Raw genomic sequence first — 14,988 nt, forward strand, 5'->3', positions numbered from 1 at the left:
CCACCACAACGTGCCGGGTCATCACGGCAGGCGAGTAGCCCGAGGCATGTAGACTGGTGTCATCAACATTGAGCAAAGGGCCTGCGAACATGACTGAAACCGCGAACGAAGGGCAGATCATCGACGACCGGTACCGTATCGTGCGCAAAATCGCCGATGGCGGTATGGCGACGGTATATGAGGCGATCGATGTGCGTCTCGACCGGCATGTCGCCGTCAAAGTGATGCACGCGCAACTGGCGCAAGGACCTCATCGTGAACAGTTCGTGGAACGCTTCCATCGCGAAGCCCGATCCGCCGCCGCCATCGCGAACCCGCATATCGTGCAGGTGTATGACACCGGGGAGATTGACGGCCGCAACTATCTGGTCATGGAATACGTCCACGGCGTCAATCTGCGCTACGAGATGAATCAGCAAGGGCCGTTCACTGTGCGCGAGACCCTGCGCGTCGTGGCGGAGACCTTGGATGGACTGGCCGCTGCGCATCGAGCGGGCGTCGTTCACCGGGACATCAAGCCGGAGAACATTCTGCTCAATGACCGCGGTCACGTGCAAATCACCGATTTCGGTTTGGCGAAGGCAGCATCGCAGGCGACCCTGTCCACAACGGGCATGTTGCTGGGCACGGCGGCGTATTTGGCTCCGGAAATGATTGAGAACAACCAGGCCACCCCCCAAGGCGATCTGTACTCCGTGGGCATTATGGCTTGGGAAATGCTGGCCGGCGAGCCCCCGTTCCAGTCGGATAATCCGGTGACGATGGTGTTCAAGCACGTTCATGAAGACGTTCCCCCGATCATCACCCGATGCCCCGGCATAGAACCCTCCGTCTCTGCGTTCATCGCGCGGCTGACGGCACGCTTAGTCGAAGATCGGCCGGCTGATGCGATGGAAGCGCAGCGGCTCCTTCGTCCGGTAATCGCCGAAATGCCCATGGAGGCATGGCAGTACCGGCGGTCCGACGACCCCCGACGTGCTGAAGCCACCGGGGACGGCGTGTCCCCATTGGCGCCCAACGGGTTGGTGCCCCCACGCCGTGATACCGGCATGGGCACCAAGGATTCCAACGGCTCCGAGGATTCCGCCGCGCGAGCCACGGACACCCCGCCGCAGCCGCCCGCAATGTCGTCGGCGGCAACGCCTTCGGAGGTATCCTCGACGACCGTCATGGACAACAGATCCACGGACGGCGCGAAGGGCGCAGATACCCGCACCCGCGTTCTTGCGACCGACCCGAACGCCGACAGGAAACCGCGAAGCATCACCAGCCAGGATGCCTTCACCCAGGCGATCACCGCATCCGACACATCGGATATCCAGCCTTCAAGTACCGCGGAACATTCCCGTGGTGGGCGCCCACGCAGCAAAGTCCCCATCATCATTGCCATCATCATGGTCGTGGTGCTCGCCGCCGGCGCAGGCTGCGGCGCATGGTGGTATTACCTGGGTCCCGGCAGCTACTGGACGATGCCTAAACCCACCGATTTGACCTGCAAGACCGGCAAGGATTGCACGATCAAGAACGTCAGCTGGAGCTCATTCCGCAGCACCCTCAACGTCGCCGGCATCCCCTACTCTGTCGCCCAGGAATACAACGATTCCATCGACGAGGGCAACATCATCTCCACCACGCCGTCCACAGTCGGCGCGCATATCAGCAAACGCAATGCCGGGAACGTGAAAATCACCGTTTCCAAAGGAATACGACAGGCGACCATCCCTTCGGATATCACCGACACATCGACCGAAGACGGCAAAGACCCCCTCACTGCCCTCGAAAAAGCCGGGTTCACCAATATTTCACACAACGTCAACAATGACGAGTATTCACTGACCGTGCCCAAGAACGCGCTGCTGAGCATCTCCCCCGACCCGGGCACCACCATGGACCATAACGCCTCCGTCACGGTGAAACTGTCCTTGGGACCGATGCCAGTGAACATGCCGGATGTCGTCGGCAGAACCAAAGACGAAGCGCAAGCGCTGTTCGACAGCTTGCAGCTCAAAGCCTCCTACAGTGAGGATTACAGCGACACCGTGCCCAGCGGCAGCATCATCTCGGCCTCGCAAGCCGTCGGTACGCAGCTGCATTGGGGCGACACCGTCGACGTCGTCGTGTCCAAAGGCCCCCAAACGGTGACCTTGCCTGACGTGACCGGCAAAAGCACCAGCGAAGCCACTTCGATATTGGAAGCGCTCGGACTGCAAGTCAAAGTCAGCGCCCCGCTCGGCGACCTGACCCATACCGTGCGGTTGCAATCACCATCCGCAGGTCAGCAGGTGCGTGTGCGTGATGCGAACGGCAACAAGACAGTCATCACCTTGACCGTGGTCTGATCAGCGGATTCTATGACCAAACGTCGTGCCCCCATGCGTTCAGCGACAGTCCGCATGGGGGCACGACTGCGTTTCGGGTGTGCGCTATGCTCTGGCGCGTTCGAGCGCGTACGGAGATGCTCTATGCATTTTGTACGCATGCCAAGTGTCGTTGCGCATCCCAGTACCGTCTGTTGCGCAGGCCGCGACAGGGGTTCGCAACCTGCCGACGTATCAGGCGCTTTCAGTAGTCGCAGACGAGGATTGTGCCTCCTGCTCCGCTTTGATCCTTGCCTTGACCGTCTGCGCATACTCGTCGACATACTCCTGGCCGCTCATCGCCCCGATGGCGCGAACCACGCGATCCGTCAACTCGCGCAGCTCCTCATGCGTCACATCTTGTGGATCCTTACGCTCGACAGGAATAGGCGCACCGTATATCACCGTTGATTTGCCTTTGCTCGGAATCACCTGCCCCGGCTTCTGCAGATCGCGCGAGCCGATAATCGCCGTCGGGACAATCGGGCATCCGGTTTCGAACGCGAGCCGCGCGGCGCCGGTATGGCCGCGATACAGCTTGCCGTCAGGGCTACGGGTACCTTCAACGTGAATACCGAACAAATGGCCGTCCTCGAGAATCTCTTTCGCGTGGTTCAACGCCCCCAGAGATTTCGACCCTCCAGAGCGATCCACCGGGAACACACCCACCGACGTGAACCACCACTTCTTGAACCGGCCTTTGATGCCCTTGCCTTCAAAATATTCAGCTTTGCCCATGAAATGAATCATGCGCGGGCATGTCATCGGCAACAACGCGTCATCAATGACGGCAAGATGGTTCGCAGCAATAATCGCCCCACCCTTGCGCGGAATGTTTTCAAGCCCTTCGACAGTCGGGTTGAACCGACGCCGGGCGATCGGACCAAGGGTCTTGACGAAAAACCAGTAGAGCACGAGGGCTCTCCCTCCCAGCGACTTGACTTGACGCTCGTTTACAGTGGTATCTATGACTGAGCACAACAATACCAATGCGTCAGGAGAGCAGCCAACACACGGTGCCGGCGACGGCTCGAAGGACGGCTCCTCCTCCGGCGAGCCGCTTGACGAAGCATGGGAGGCGTTCGCTCACGATCACGCGCAGGATCTTGAGGACGTCGAACGCTCACGCAACGCGAAACGATTCGAACGACACGCCAAGCGCGCCGAAAAGAAAGCCCTCCTGTCGGTTAACGATCTGGATCAAGGCACCTTCACCGATGATGCGATAGGAGCCGGCCGAGGCCCCCGTGACATCACGGCCTCCAGCTGGCTGGACACCGACGACGTGATGGATCGGTATGGGGATCAATTCGTTCCGCCCACATCCTTCGCCCCAACCCCTCGCAGAATCATCCTGTTCACCACATTGACAGTCATCGGCGTGTTGGGAATCATCGCCTCGGTTCTTGTTCCCAAGTTCACGGGAATCATCGGAACGGTCTGCGCGGTCTGTCTGTTGCTTGGCATAGCGGGTCTTGTCGCGAGTCGCAGAGGTCACAACGAGCGTACCGACCCGTTCGACGACGGTGCGCGCGTGTAACCATTCATACCGCCATATACCGCCATATACGATGGAGGGGCTGCCCGGCTTTCCAGGCAGCCCCTCCATGTTACGGTGCTCACAATGCCAACGATGTTCACGGTAGACGTCACGCATACGATGGCTCAACGGAGTATCTGCGGCACGGACGGCAATACCGCGGCTGGCGCGCCGACGCGCTGCCGCCTATGCCTCCTTATGCGAGCTTGGATTGTGCGAGCTTCACCCAACGATCCAACAGATCCTTCGCCTTGCCGGAATCGACGGCATCCGTGGCAAGCGCGTACGCCTGGCGGAATCGCTCCGCGAGCGACCCGTCACCGACCAAGTGGCCATCCGCAACAATGGCGGAAGCGGCATTGAGCAATGCGGTGCTCCTCGAAGCGACCGGCTTGCCATCGAGGAAGTCACGGAAAATGCTGGCGTTCAGCTCCGGTTCGCCGCCGCGAAGCTGTTCAATGGTCACCGGTTCGAGACCCAGCTCGGTAATCGGATCGAATTCGGTGGTGGTGACGTTGCCGTTTTCAATCAGCCATACTGAAACCGGCCCAGTCGGAGCCATCTCATCGAGCCCCTCCTGCGAGGTGTACACCATGCCGCTCTGACCGCGGTTGGCGTATACCTGCGCCATCAGCGGGCTCAGTCTACGGTCGGCGCAACCGATGGCGACATGCTTCGGATTCGCCGGATTCGTCATCGGTCCCAGCACGTTGAAGACGCACGGGATACCCAGAGCAGAACGGACCGGGCCGACGAACCGCATAGCCGGGTGGAAAGTCTTGGCGAACGCGAAGGTGATACCGATTTCATCGCCGATTTCCGCGACCGCTTCCGGAGCCAGTTCAAGCGGAATGCCCAAAGCCTCAATGACATCGCCCGAACCGCACTTCGAGGATGCTGCACGATTGCCGTGCTTCACGATTTTCACGCCTGCGGCTGCCGCGACAACCGCGCCCATGGATGACAGGTTCACCGTCGCAGCCTTGTCGCCGCCCGTACCGACGATATCGGTGGTTTCTCCCGAAACGTTAAGCGGTACGGCATGGGATACCATCGCCTTGGCTGCGCCTTCGATTTCAGGCGCAGTCAGCCCAAGCTGCTGTTGGGTGGCGAGTACGGCGCCGACGCATGCAGGATTCGCGCTGCCGTTCATCAGATCGTTGACGAACCACCAGGACTCGTCCGCATTCAGATGATTGCCGTTGACGAGTTCTGTGAGAATCGACTTCCAAGTGATCTCGGTCATCATGCCCTCCTGTGCATCTGACGTTATGGTGTTGTGGTTCATTGTATCGACTTCATGTATTGAACCGCGTGAACGTCCACATTATGAGGCTTCCATTGGCAGTGTCCTATCAGGCAGGCTCTCCGTGCTGAGCTCAAACCGTGCTATGCACGGACCGCATAGCATGCCTCGGATACACAATCAGGCGGCGGCGTCGATATGAACTTGCATATCGACGCCGCCGCCTGAACATCAAGCTGATTCATACTGATTGGCATCGAAAGCGCCAATCAGTGGTCAATCAGGCTTGTTCGTTATGGCCGTGGCACATCTTGTACTTTCGGCCGGAACCGCACGGGCATGGCGCGTTCTTCGGCGTGCCCGGGAAAGTACGGCCATCCGCCCACGGGCTCTTGAGCTCTTCGCTCTTGGGCCGCTTGCTGGCAGGCAGCTTGACATCCTCGTGGCTGATCGGCGCCGGACCGACGACACCAGGCTCACGGTGTTCAGCGGCATCGTCCTCATCGGCTGTCTCGTCGGATTCGCTCGGATCTTCCGGAGCGGAGCTGACCGCCGTAGGCTCATCCTCCGCATCGGTCGATGTGATGCCGACAGCCTCTTCGGCTTTGTCGACGGCAGCATCCTCATCATGTTCGCTGCTGAGGTCTTCGTTCTGGGCGACTTCCTGAATGTCAACGTGGAAGAGCAGCTGAATGGTCTCTTCCTTGATCGCTTCGATCATCTGGTTGTACATCTGGTAGCCTTCACGCTGGTATTCAACCAGCGGATCGCGCTGACCCATACCGCGCAGACCGATGCCGTCCTTGAGATAATCCATCTCGTAGAGGTGTTCACGCCACTTGCGGTCGAGCACGGCGAGCACCACACGACGTTCCAGCTGGTGCAACGCCTCTTCGCTGAGCTTGTCGCCCAGCTTCGCGTAGGATTCCTTGGCTGATTCCACAATGCACTTGCGCAGCGCTTCGGATGCCTTATCGCCCTTGAGACCGTCCACGGCTTTCTTGGCTTCTTCCTCGTCAACCGTGATGTTCAGAACCTGGGACAACGCCTTGAACAGACCGTCCCAATCCCAATCTTCCGGCTTGGCGGAGCCACGGTTCGCACCGCGGATATAGCTGGCGACGGTCTCGTCGATGAAGCGCAGGATATCCTCATGGATGTCCTCGCCCTTCAGCACCGCCTGACGCTCAGCGTAGATGACCTTGCGCTGCTTGTTCATCACGTCGTCATACTTGAGGACGTTCTTACGGATTTCGAAGTTGCGGGATTCCACGGCTTTTTGCGCGTTGCGCACGCCCTTGGATACGCTCTTCGACTCGATCGGCTGGCCTTCCGGCAAACCGCGGGACATCACGCGCGCGACCAGCTGCGTGTTGAACAGACGCATCAGATCGTCCTCGAGGCTCAGGTAGAAGCGGGACTCGCCCGGATCGCCCTGACGGCCGGAGCGGCCTCGCAGCTGGTTGTCGATTCGGCGGGATTCGTGGCGTTCCGTGCCGAGCACATACAGACCGCCCAGCTTGGCGACTTCATCATGCTCGTCCTTGACCTGCGCCTTGACTTCAGCGAGCGTACCAGGCCAACGCTTCTCGTACTCTTCCGGGGTATCCTCAGGCGAGTAGCCTTCCTTCTTCAGCTTGGCATCCGCCAGGAACTCGACATTGCCGCCGAGCATGATATCGGTACCACGGCCGGCCATGTTGGTAGCGACCGTGACGGCGCCCTTGCGACCGGCGACGGCGACTACCGCAGCTTCCTTGGCGTGGTGCTTTGCGTTGAGCACCTGATGCGGAATCTTCGCCACGTCAAGCAGCGAGGAAACGACTTCCGAAGACTCGACCGACGCAGTGCCGAGCAGAACCGGCTGGCCCTTGGCGTGGCGCTTGGCGACATCCTCGATGATCGCCTGAAGCTTCTCCTTCTTCGTGCGGAAGATCAAATCATCCTGGTCCTTGCGAATCATCGGCTTATTGGTCGGGATCGGGATCACGCCGAGCTTGTAGGTGCCCATGAATTCTGCGGCTTCGGTCTCAGCGGTACCGGTCATGCCTGCGAGCTTGTCGTACATACGGAAGTAGTTCTGCAAGGTGATGGTCGCGAACGTCTGGTTCTCGGCCTTGACCTCGACGCCTTCCTTCGCTTCGATGGCCTGATGCAGACCCTCGTTGTAGCGGCGGCCAGGAAGAATACGGCCTGTATGCTCGTCGACGATGAGCACCTCGCCGTGGGTGACCACGTAGTCGCGGTCGCGCAGGAACAGCTCCTTGGCCTTGATCGCGTTGTTCAGATATCCGATCAGCGCGGTATTGCTGGGCTCATAGAGATTATCGATGCCGAGGTAATCCTCGACCTTGCTGATACCCGGATCGAGGATGCCGACGGTCTTCTTCTTCTCGTCGACTTCATAGTCCTCATCACGGGTGAGCTTGGGAACCAGACGGGCGAACTTGCGGTACCAGCTGGTGACGTCGCCCTCAGCCGGGCCGGAAATGATCAACGGGGTACGCGCCTCATCGATAAGGATGGAATCGACCTCATCGACGATCGCATAATGGTGGCCACGCTGTACGAGTTCGCTCTTGTCCCACGCCATGTTGTCGCGCAGGTAATCAAAGCCGAACTCATTGTTCGTGCCGTATGTGATGTCGGCGTTGTACTGCTTGTGGCGCTCCGGCGGCTTCTGATCGGTGACAATGCAGCCGACGCTCATACCCAGGAACCGGTAGACACGCCCCATCAGTTCGCTCTGGTAGCTGGCGAGGTAGTCGTTGACCGTGACCACATGCACGCCTTTGCCTTCGAGCGCGTTGAGGTAGCTCGGCAGGGTCGCGACCAGCGTCTTGCCTTCACCGGTCTTCATTTCCGCGATGTTGCCCCAATGCAACGCCGCGCCGCCCATCAGCTGCACGTCGAAGTGACGCATGCCCAAGGTGCGCTTCGATGCCTCACGCACCGTGGCGAACGCCTCCGGCATGATGTCGTCAAGGCTCTTACCATTGTCAAGCTCCTGCTTGAACTTGGCGGTCTGTCCTTTGAGTTCCTCGTCGGAGAGGGCCGATATCTCGTCCTCAAGCGCATTCACCGCTTTCGCGACGTTCTCCAGCTTCTTCAGCTGGTGGCCTTCACCCATACGTAGGGCCTTGTCGACGATGTTTACCACGTTTCGCTCCCTAGTTCATTCAGCACGACGAGCGCGGCGGGCTACTCAGTCCGCACACAACTCATCCCATAGTACGCGACGGAGGGGATTTTACACTCCCCTTCTCCATTTGCACCGACACGGGCGGGTCGTCTGCCCTGCCAGCATGACGGGAGCCCGCGTGCACTGCAACGCGGGCTCCCGTCGCTATTCTACGAAACCGCTACCTGATGGCAGGTTTCTCAGGCTTCCTTCTTGGCCTTTGCCACGTTCTCGGCGGTATCGATTTCGAAAACGCCGTAGCTCCAGCCGTGACGATGGTAGACCACCGACGGACGACCGGTCTCCTTGTTGACGAACAGGAAGAAGTCGTGGCCGATGAGTTCCATCTCATACAGTGCTTCGTCGATGCTCATCGGCTCGGCGATATGCAGCTTGCGGCGGATGACAATCGGCGTGTCGCCAACCTGGACCTCCACGGATTCGCCCGGTCCCAAATCGGAAGCCACGGCAGCCTGCGGGCTGTTGTTCGGCTCCTCGGGCTGCGACTCCTCCGGCTCCTCAGCCTCGACCGGACCCAAATCGACGGGCACAGGGTTGACATAGCCGCGACGATGGTCCTTGCGACGATCACGAGAGCGGCGCAGCCGAAGCGTCAGCTTGTCCAGAGCCATGTCGAGAGCGCTGTACTCGTCCGAGCTCGACGCCTCGGCACGGACGACGGTGCGTCCGGCCATCACGGTGATCTCCACGCGCTTGGCGGTATCCGCCTGGCGCGGGTTACCCTCGTGGGTCACGACAATCTGAGCGCGCTGGGCATCCGGCGCGATTGCGGTCACACGATTCATCTTGCTTTCAACGACGTCACGGAATTTCTGACTGACCTGCGTATGACGTCCGGTGATGACGATTTCCATGTGGACCTCCTAGCCTCAAGCGGTGTTACCCGCTGTGTGTGGGTTGTCCCGAACCGCGTCTTCGCCGTCCGGGTATGTTTCATTGTAGCCGAATACTTCGCAATGTGAAGACAATTCGCTCTCGGGTGTCGTAATTTTTCCTGTCATCATGCTGTATCGGACTTGTGCTTATAATAGTGATTCTGAGACCCCATGATGGCCGCGGTCGATATGACTGAGGAACTTCCGGGCTCCACAGAGCACGATGGCGGATAACATCCGCCCAGGGTGACCTGAGAGACAGCGCAACAGAGAACAGACCGCCCGGCTTCGGCCGAGCAAGGGTGAAACGGCGGTGCAAGAGACCACCGGGCCACTGGTAACAGCGGCCGCACGGCAAGCCTCATCGGGAGCAAGGCCAAGCAGAAGACGTCAAGGGTTGCTCGCCCATGTCTTCGGGTAGGCTGCTAGAGCCTGACGGCAACGTCAGGTCGAGATGGATGGCCATCCGTGTGCATGCACACGACAGAACCCGGGGTATATGGGGTCTCATCCACTTCGCATGGGTCCGCCACTGCGGCGGACCCTTTGCATATATTGCGATTCTCATGGGTTTTCATAGGCTGCAAACAAGCCCGGCGGCGATACCCCACAACACGTGTGCAGCCTAACCCTCCACCGACGCTCACGAGCATCTCAACGTCGGCAGAAGCTGAACCGCAACCCACTACCGACGCTGAGCACACCTCCGGCGTCGGCAGAAACAGAGTTGCAACATTCTGCCGACGCTGAGCACACCGTCAACGTCGGCAGAAAAACAGAGGTGCAACCCACCACCGACCCTCACAGGCATCTCAGCGTCGACAGAAACAGAGCTGCAACCTACTACCGACACTGAGCGTTCCATCAACGTCGGCAGAAACAGGGGTGCAACCCACTGCCGACACTGAGCACACCACCAGAGTCGGCAGAAGCTGATTGGTGATCCGTGCGATGATGCGCTTGCGGCAGTGGCAGCGCCATGTCTGCGACACACCGACACTGCCAACGGTCGCTCATCAGCCCTGCACCCCCACCCACACGGTTATTGTTCAAAACCCAAGGCCGATGATCCACGACTTCGAATCGATGCCGGGCGGGCTCAGCCGGATGGGCTCGCTGCCCGGCACGATACATGGTCAGCCCAGCTTCGGCACGTCTGCGATTGGACACAGCCAAACCGGATATTCGACGGTATGAAGATCATGCTTCGTTGTCAAACAGGCTATAGAACACTTCGCGCAAGATGTCGGTACTATGGCCTTTACGCCCGCCGGCAGCCCAGAACCGTCTGCGTCTGACTTGCAGATCAAGTCCCGCGGTTCGCGCGGCGACGCTGCGCCCCAGCTCCCAAGCCGCATCGACGAATACACCGGCATCACGCGCTTCGCCGACCACTTGCTGTGCGAGTGCACGGTCGACATGCTTCCGCGACAGCTCAAGCAACGTGCCGCGCTCTCCCAGCATTCTCCCCGCGCAATACCGAACCACTGATCTGGCGTATTCTTCGTCGTTGACGAGACCAACCTCACGCAGTCTCGATACGACAGCATCGGCAACGGTTTCGTCATACCCTTTGAGGACAAGACGCTCCAGCAAGGCGCCGCTGGAACGATCCGCACAGTCCAGCAGACGCAATGCTGCTTCTCGGCAAGCATCCTCATCGCTGGAATCGCACGGGCATTCCTTGGACCGAGCCACTGCTTTGGCTCCACTACCACCTGCCCATGATGAGCGTGCGGCTTCCCGCTTCCCGTGGCGCTTCCACCCACGCGCAGGCCCCCGACTGCCCGACTTGTCTCGTTCTTCCGCACTCACGTTGCCCGTGTCATCATGCGCGTTTGACTGAGAAGGTACGCCCATCGTCGTGCTGTGCTCAACATCAGCCGCGACGATGGGTGTACCGTGCTGCGCAATGAACGCTTCGGCGTCAATCATCGATCAGGCTTTATTCGACGCCGACGACGCTGAACCGGAAGCCGATGCCTTGGCTGCGGCATCGCCCGCCGACGCGGCGGGCGCAGCGGTCTCATCGCCTTCTGCGAACTGGTCAGTTGGTTTGATCAGCCCGAACGCCTCTTTGACTTTGGTTTCAATCTCCTCCGACAGCTCAGGGTTGTCTTTGAGATATTTGCGCACATTCTCACGGCCTTGGCCCAACTGATCACCGTTATAGGTGAACCATGAACCCGATTTCTTGATGACATTGCTCTGCAACGCCATATCGATAATCGAACCTTCTTTGGATATGCCTTCGCCGTAGAGCACGTCGAATTCAGCGGACTTGAACGGCGGGGCCATCTTGTTCTTGACGACCTTGACCCTGGTACGGCTTCCGACGGCTTCATCGCCATTTTTCAGGGTTTGGATACGACGGATGTCCATGCGCACCGACGAATAGAACTTCAACGCTTTACCGCCTGTGGTGGTTTCCGGATTCCCGAAGAACACACCGATCTTCTCACGCAACTGGTTGATGAAAATCGCCGTGGTATTGGCTTGTGCGAGGGCACCGGTCATCTTGCGCAGTGCCTGGCTCATCAAACGCGCCTGGAGACCGACATGGCTGTCGCCCATCTCACCTTCGATTTCGGCCTTCGGCACCAGCGCAGCAACGGAATCGATGACAATCACATCCAACGCGCCGGACCGGATAAGCATATCCGCGATTTCCAGTGCTTGTTCGCCATTGTCTGGTTGGGAGACAATCAGTGAATCGGTGTCCACGCCGAGATGGCGAGCGTACACCGGATCAAGGGCATGCTCCGCATCAATGAAGGCAGCGACACCGCCGGCTTTCTGGGCATTGGCAACCACATGCAACGCAAGCGTGGTTTTGCCGGAAGATTCCGGACCGAAAATCTCCACGATACGGCCGCGCGGCAACCCGCCGATGCCGAGAGCCATGTCAAGTGCAAGTGAACCGGTGGGAATCACTTCGACGTTCTGCTCCGGACGATCGCCCAGACGCATAGCCGAACCTTTACCGAAGCTCTTCTCGACCTGCGCAAGCGCAGTGTCCAATGCGGCTTTGCGCCGGGGGTCGATTTCATGTGCCCCGGATTCCTGGCCGGCTCCGCCTGCTTTGGCGCCCGACGCCTTCGCCGATTTTGTCTGCTGTGCCATGTGTTCTCCTTATCTTCACGATTTCAGCGACGAATTCCACGCTATGTGAACCATCCGGATGGTTCCACCCCGCACTGGCAATGTGGTCAAAGGATGCATTGCCGTCCGCGGACCGGCCTGCGAGTGGCGCCGCCACGCAATCGTGTCGTACGTTGACCACTATACCGCACCATGCGAACAAATGTTCGAATACCATCCATAGGCCAGACGACAACCATCACCGATTCACCGGCCAGCCGGGAGCGGCGGCGCGTTATGATCCTTCCCCCAACGCTTGGAATCAGGGATATCCATCTGGTCGCACAGTACATTCCACACGACCCGGGGTTCCTCCCCCGCGGCAAGCGCCTCGACCACCGTCATATCGCCCAGCTTCGGCAACCGCTGGTCCCTGGACAGGCTTCGACCATATACACGGCCGAATACCTCCTCCAACAGCTGCCAGAATTCTCGTTCACGCACGCAGCAAGTCTCGCACGACCGGGCTACAAGCCGGCCAACACCGTTCCATGGCATCGCTGCGCGTAACTACCCCCATCCCACGCAGCACCATCGCGCATGGCCCCAGGCGTCCACCAGGTATAACAATGGGCGCCTCCCGCCGATACCGGCAGAAGACGCCCATACTCTTCAGTCAGTCAATCACCCTCAGGCGTGGACCGAATCGAGATAGTCCGCCACCATGCGCAGCATCTGCGCCGTGCTCAATCCAAGGGAGGCGGCGATGGAGCTGAGCAGCTCGGAGCTGGCTTCCTTCTGGCCACGCTCCACCTCGGAAAGATATCCCAAGGAGACGCCGGCCTTCTCGCTGACCTCACGCAATGTCTTGTGGTCACGAGTACGCAAATCACGCAGAACATGACCGATGGCTTCGCGCAGCGAAACATCCTTCATCTGCGAGGCGTCCTCACGCTTCCGAAGCGTCGCATGCGGCTTGGTATGCTCGGCGTCTTCCTCCTGCCACATGCGGGTGAGCGCGGACTGGCGCTCGTCCTTCGCCTTCTTCGCGGCACGTGCACGCAGCACCTGCTGCTGCGCGAACATCACGGCTCGGCGTTGTGCAGGCGTCAAATCGCGCATACGCGCCGCCTGCCCCGAATGCATCTGCGTGCTCTGAACGGTCTTGGTTTCAGTCATCTGTTCGGTCTGGGTCATCGTTTCCATCTGCGCAACCCCTTTCGGCTTCGTGTCGTTTTCACTACATCATGAACAACCGCAAGTGCCTCGAAATTATTCCTGTAGCCCAACTGTGAGCTGCCTCACATTGCGCAGCACATGCCATACGGTCTGCTCACGCACCTGCTCACGGTCACCGTGCAGATGCAGTTCCACCGCAGATTCAACGCGCCCCTCTCCCGTTACGACAGCGGGAAGAGAACATCCGATATACACCAGCCCGGCGGGTTTGTCTGCGTCAGGCCCGGGGCCCGCCACGCCTGTGGTTGACAGGCCAATCACACGGTCGTCATACTCCGGCTGGTTGTACAGGCGAGCCGTCGCGGCGGCCATCTGTCGAGCGACCTGCGGATGCACAGCTCCCTCGCGCGCCAGCAGAGCGGCGTCGACGCCAAGGATCTTCGCTTTCGCCCGAATGTCGTACGTGACAGCGGACCCGAGAAACACCTCGGACGCCCCCGGGATACGCACGAAAGCATCTGCGAGCAGTCCGCCGGTCAATGACTCGGCGGCGGCGATTTTGACGCCATGCTGCTTGCAATACTCCAACACTTGCGCGGCGAGTAGGTCACGCTGGGATACGTCGTAGCTGTCTTGCGGCATTCACTGCTCCGCAGTCTGTGCGGGCGTCCGACGCGCCTTGACGACACGGTACACGTACAACGCTCCGGAATACAGGCACAGGAAGAGTGCCACGTAAATCAGGAAGTTCGTGATGAACGTGTAGACATTCAGCGCGGTGCCGTTCGTGATGAACGTGTACGCAGGAACCAGCAGCATGCCCAAGCCGATGCACTGGCACAGTGTCTTGTACTTGCCTGCCTTGTCTGCCGCGATGACCTTGCCGCCGGTGTCGATGACGAAGAACCGCATGACCGTGATACCGATCTCACGAATCAGGAACAGGATGGTCACCCACCAGAACACCTCGCCGAATGCGGAAGCGACGATGAGCGTCGAGCAGGTCAGCAGCTTGTCGGCGATCGGATCCATAAGCTTGCCCAATTCGGTGACCTGATTGTATGTGCGGGCCATCCACCCGTCGAGCTTATCGGTCGAAGCGGCGATGATGAACAGAATCGCGGCAGCCCATCGAAGACCGGTGTTGTGGGAGCCCCACGGGCCGGCGGCGATGTCGATGCCGAGGAAGACCAGCACCAGCACAATGCGCGTGTACGTAACGATGTTCGGAGGGCTGTTCCATCCGTCCAGAAGCGATGGTTTATGTTCATGTTCAGTCTGCATACCGTTCACCTTACCCTTACTGCACTACCGGTCGATGACAACAAGCTGTGAATTCACTGACGGCATCGTACATCCCAGAACGCATCCCACGAATGTACCATCCCGCTGACACTTCAATAGTGCCACCGGCATCGCACGAACAGACCCCGCCGTGTCAGACGGTGGATGGCTCATGGCGCCTGACCTAGGCCGGACCAGGACACGCCACAAACGGCTCAGAGACT

The 14,988-nt window shown here is 59.6% G+C and carries 12 protein-coding genes and 1 other RNA gene; 3 read left to right on the forward strand and 10 right to left on the reverse strand.

Annotated elements, in window-relative coordinates; translation table 11 throughout:
* Positions 1 to 89 precede the first annotated feature (89 nt).
* A complete protein-coding gene (locus DSM100238_RS00405; RefSeq protein WP_152354784.1) occupies positions 90 to 2,339 on the forward strand; it encodes a protein kinase domain-containing protein in 2,250 nt (749 codons plus the stop codon).
* 213 nt (positions 2,340 to 2,552) lie between these two features.
* Here DSM100238_RS00405 and DSM100238_RS00410 read toward each other — a convergent pair whose 3' ends face one another.
* Positions 2,553 to 3,272: a lysophospholipid acyltransferase family protein gene (locus DSM100238_RS00410; protein ID WP_152354785.1), complete on the reverse strand. Its 720-nt coding sequence runs from the start codon at positions 3,270 to 3,272 to the stop codon at positions 2,553 to 2,555.
* A 52-nt stretch (positions 3,273 to 3,324) separates the two neighbouring features.
* On the opposite strand from DSM100238_RS00410, the gene DSM100238_RS00415 reads away from it, so the two are divergent.
* Positions 3,325 to 3,897, forward strand: coding sequence for a hypothetical protein (locus DSM100238_RS00415; RefSeq protein WP_152354786.1), 573 nt, complete (start codon positions 3,325 to 3,327; stop codon positions 3,895 to 3,897).
* Between the two features lie 196 nt (positions 3,898 to 4,093).
* Here the strand turns inward: DSM100238_RS00415 and trpD are convergent, their stop codons facing one another.
* From trpD to hpf, 3 genes are all read right to left on the reverse strand, one after another.
* Entirely contained in the window at positions 4,094 to 5,143 is a 1,050-nt protein-coding gene (gene trpD / locus DSM100238_RS00420) for an anthranilate phosphoribosyltransferase (protein WP_152354787.1), read from the reverse strand.
* Positions 5,144 to 5,423: 280 nt separating this feature from the next.
* Positions 5,424 to 8,303, reverse strand: coding sequence for a preprotein translocase subunit SecA (secA, locus tag DSM100238_RS00425; RefSeq protein ID WP_152354788.1), 2,880 nt, complete (start codon positions 8,301 to 8,303; stop codon positions 5,424 to 5,426).
* A gap of 221 nt (positions 8,304 to 8,524) precedes the next feature.
* Positions 8,525 to 9,199, reverse strand: coding sequence for a ribosome hibernation-promoting factor, HPF/YfiA family (gene hpf / locus DSM100238_RS00430; protein WP_152354789.1), 675 nt, complete (start codon positions 9,197 to 9,199; stop codon positions 8,525 to 8,527).
* A 183-nt stretch (positions 9,200 to 9,382) separates the two neighbouring features.
* Here hpf and rnpB point away from each other — a divergent pair.
* An RNA gene (gene rnpB / locus DSM100238_RS00435) (RNase P RNA component class A) lies at positions 9,383 to 9,734 on the forward strand.
* Between the two features lie 686 nt (positions 9,735 to 10,420).
* Here the strand turns inward: rnpB and DSM100238_RS00440 are convergent.
* The 6 genes from DSM100238_RS00440 to pgsA all read right to left on the reverse strand — a co-directional run bounded on the left by DSM100238_RS00440 (position 10,421) and on the right by pgsA (position 14,764).
* Positions 10,421 to 11,155: a regulatory protein RecX gene (locus DSM100238_RS00440; protein ID WP_152354790.1), complete on the reverse strand. Its 735-nt coding sequence runs from the start codon at positions 11,153 to 11,155 to the stop codon at positions 10,421 to 10,423.
* A 3-nt stretch (positions 11,156 to 11,158) separates the two neighbouring features.
* Positions 11,159 to 12,343, reverse strand: a complete 1,185-nt coding sequence (recA, locus tag DSM100238_RS00445; RefSeq protein ID WP_240812252.1) for a recombinase RecA — start codon at positions 12,341 to 12,343, stop codon at positions 11,159 to 11,161.
* A 225-nt stretch (positions 12,344 to 12,568) separates the two neighbouring features.
* Entirely contained in the window at positions 12,569 to 12,805 is a 237-nt protein-coding gene (locus DSM100238_RS00450; RefSeq protein WP_152354791.1) for a DUF3046 domain-containing protein, read from the reverse strand.
* 186 nt (positions 12,806 to 12,991) lie between these two features.
* On the reverse strand, positions 12,992 to 13,507 hold the full coding sequence (locus DSM100238_RS00455; protein ID WP_152354792.1) for a helix-turn-helix domain-containing protein: 516 nt from the start codon (positions 13,505 to 13,507) through the stop codon (positions 12,992 to 12,994).
* Between the two features lie 66 nt (positions 13,508 to 13,573).
* Entirely contained in the window at positions 13,574 to 14,122 is a 549-nt protein-coding gene (locus tag DSM100238_RS00460) for a CinA family protein (RefSeq protein WP_152354793.1), read from the reverse strand.
* Positions 14,123 to 14,764, reverse strand: a complete 642-nt coding sequence (gene pgsA, locus DSM100238_RS00465) for a CDP-diacylglycerol--glycerol-3-phosphate 3-phosphatidyltransferase (protein ID WP_152354794.1) — start codon at positions 14,762 to 14,764, stop codon at positions 14,123 to 14,125.
* Between the last annotated feature and the right edge of the window lie 224 nt (positions 14,765 to 14,988).

The sequence above is a fragment of the Bifidobacterium apri genome, from assembly GCF_009299485.1.
Classification (GTDB): domain Bacteria; phylum Actinomycetota; class Actinomycetes; order Actinomycetales; family Bifidobacteriaceae; genus Bifidobacterium; species Bifidobacterium apri.

Coding starts and splice junctions, on each gene's coding strand:
- trpD (WP_152354787.1), bottom strand. CDS start 5,143: ATGACCGAGATCACTTGGAAGTCGATTCTCACAGAACTCGTCAACGGC.
- DSM100238_RS00405 (WP_152354784.1), top strand. CDS start 90: ATGACTGAAACCGCGAACGAAGGGCAGATCATCGACGACCGGTACCGT.
- DSM100238_RS00460 (WP_152354793.1), bottom strand. CDS start 14,122: ATGCCGCAAGACAGCTACGACGTATCCCAGCGTGACCTACTCGCCGCG.
- hpf (WP_152354789.1), bottom strand. CDS start 9,199: ATGGAAATCGTCATCACCGGACGTCATACGCAGGTCAGTCAGAAATTC.
- DSM100238_RS00440 (WP_152354790.1), bottom strand. CDS start 11,155: ATGATTGACGCCGAAGCGTTCATTGCGCAGCACGGTACACCCATCGTC.
- DSM100238_RS00455 (WP_152354792.1), bottom strand. CDS start 13,507: ATGGAAACGATGACCCAGACCGAACAGATGACTGAAACCAAGACCGTT.
- DSM100238_RS00415 (WP_152354786.1), top strand. CDS start 3,325: ATGACTGAGCACAACAATACCAATGCGTCAGGAGAGCAGCCAACACAC.
- pgsA (WP_152354794.1), bottom strand. CDS start 14,764: ATGCAGACTGAACATGAACATAAACCATCGCTTCTGGACGGATGGAAC.
- recA (WP_240812252.1), bottom strand. CDS start 12,343: ATGGCACAGCAGACAAAATCGGCGAAGGCGTCGGGCGCCAAAGCAGGC.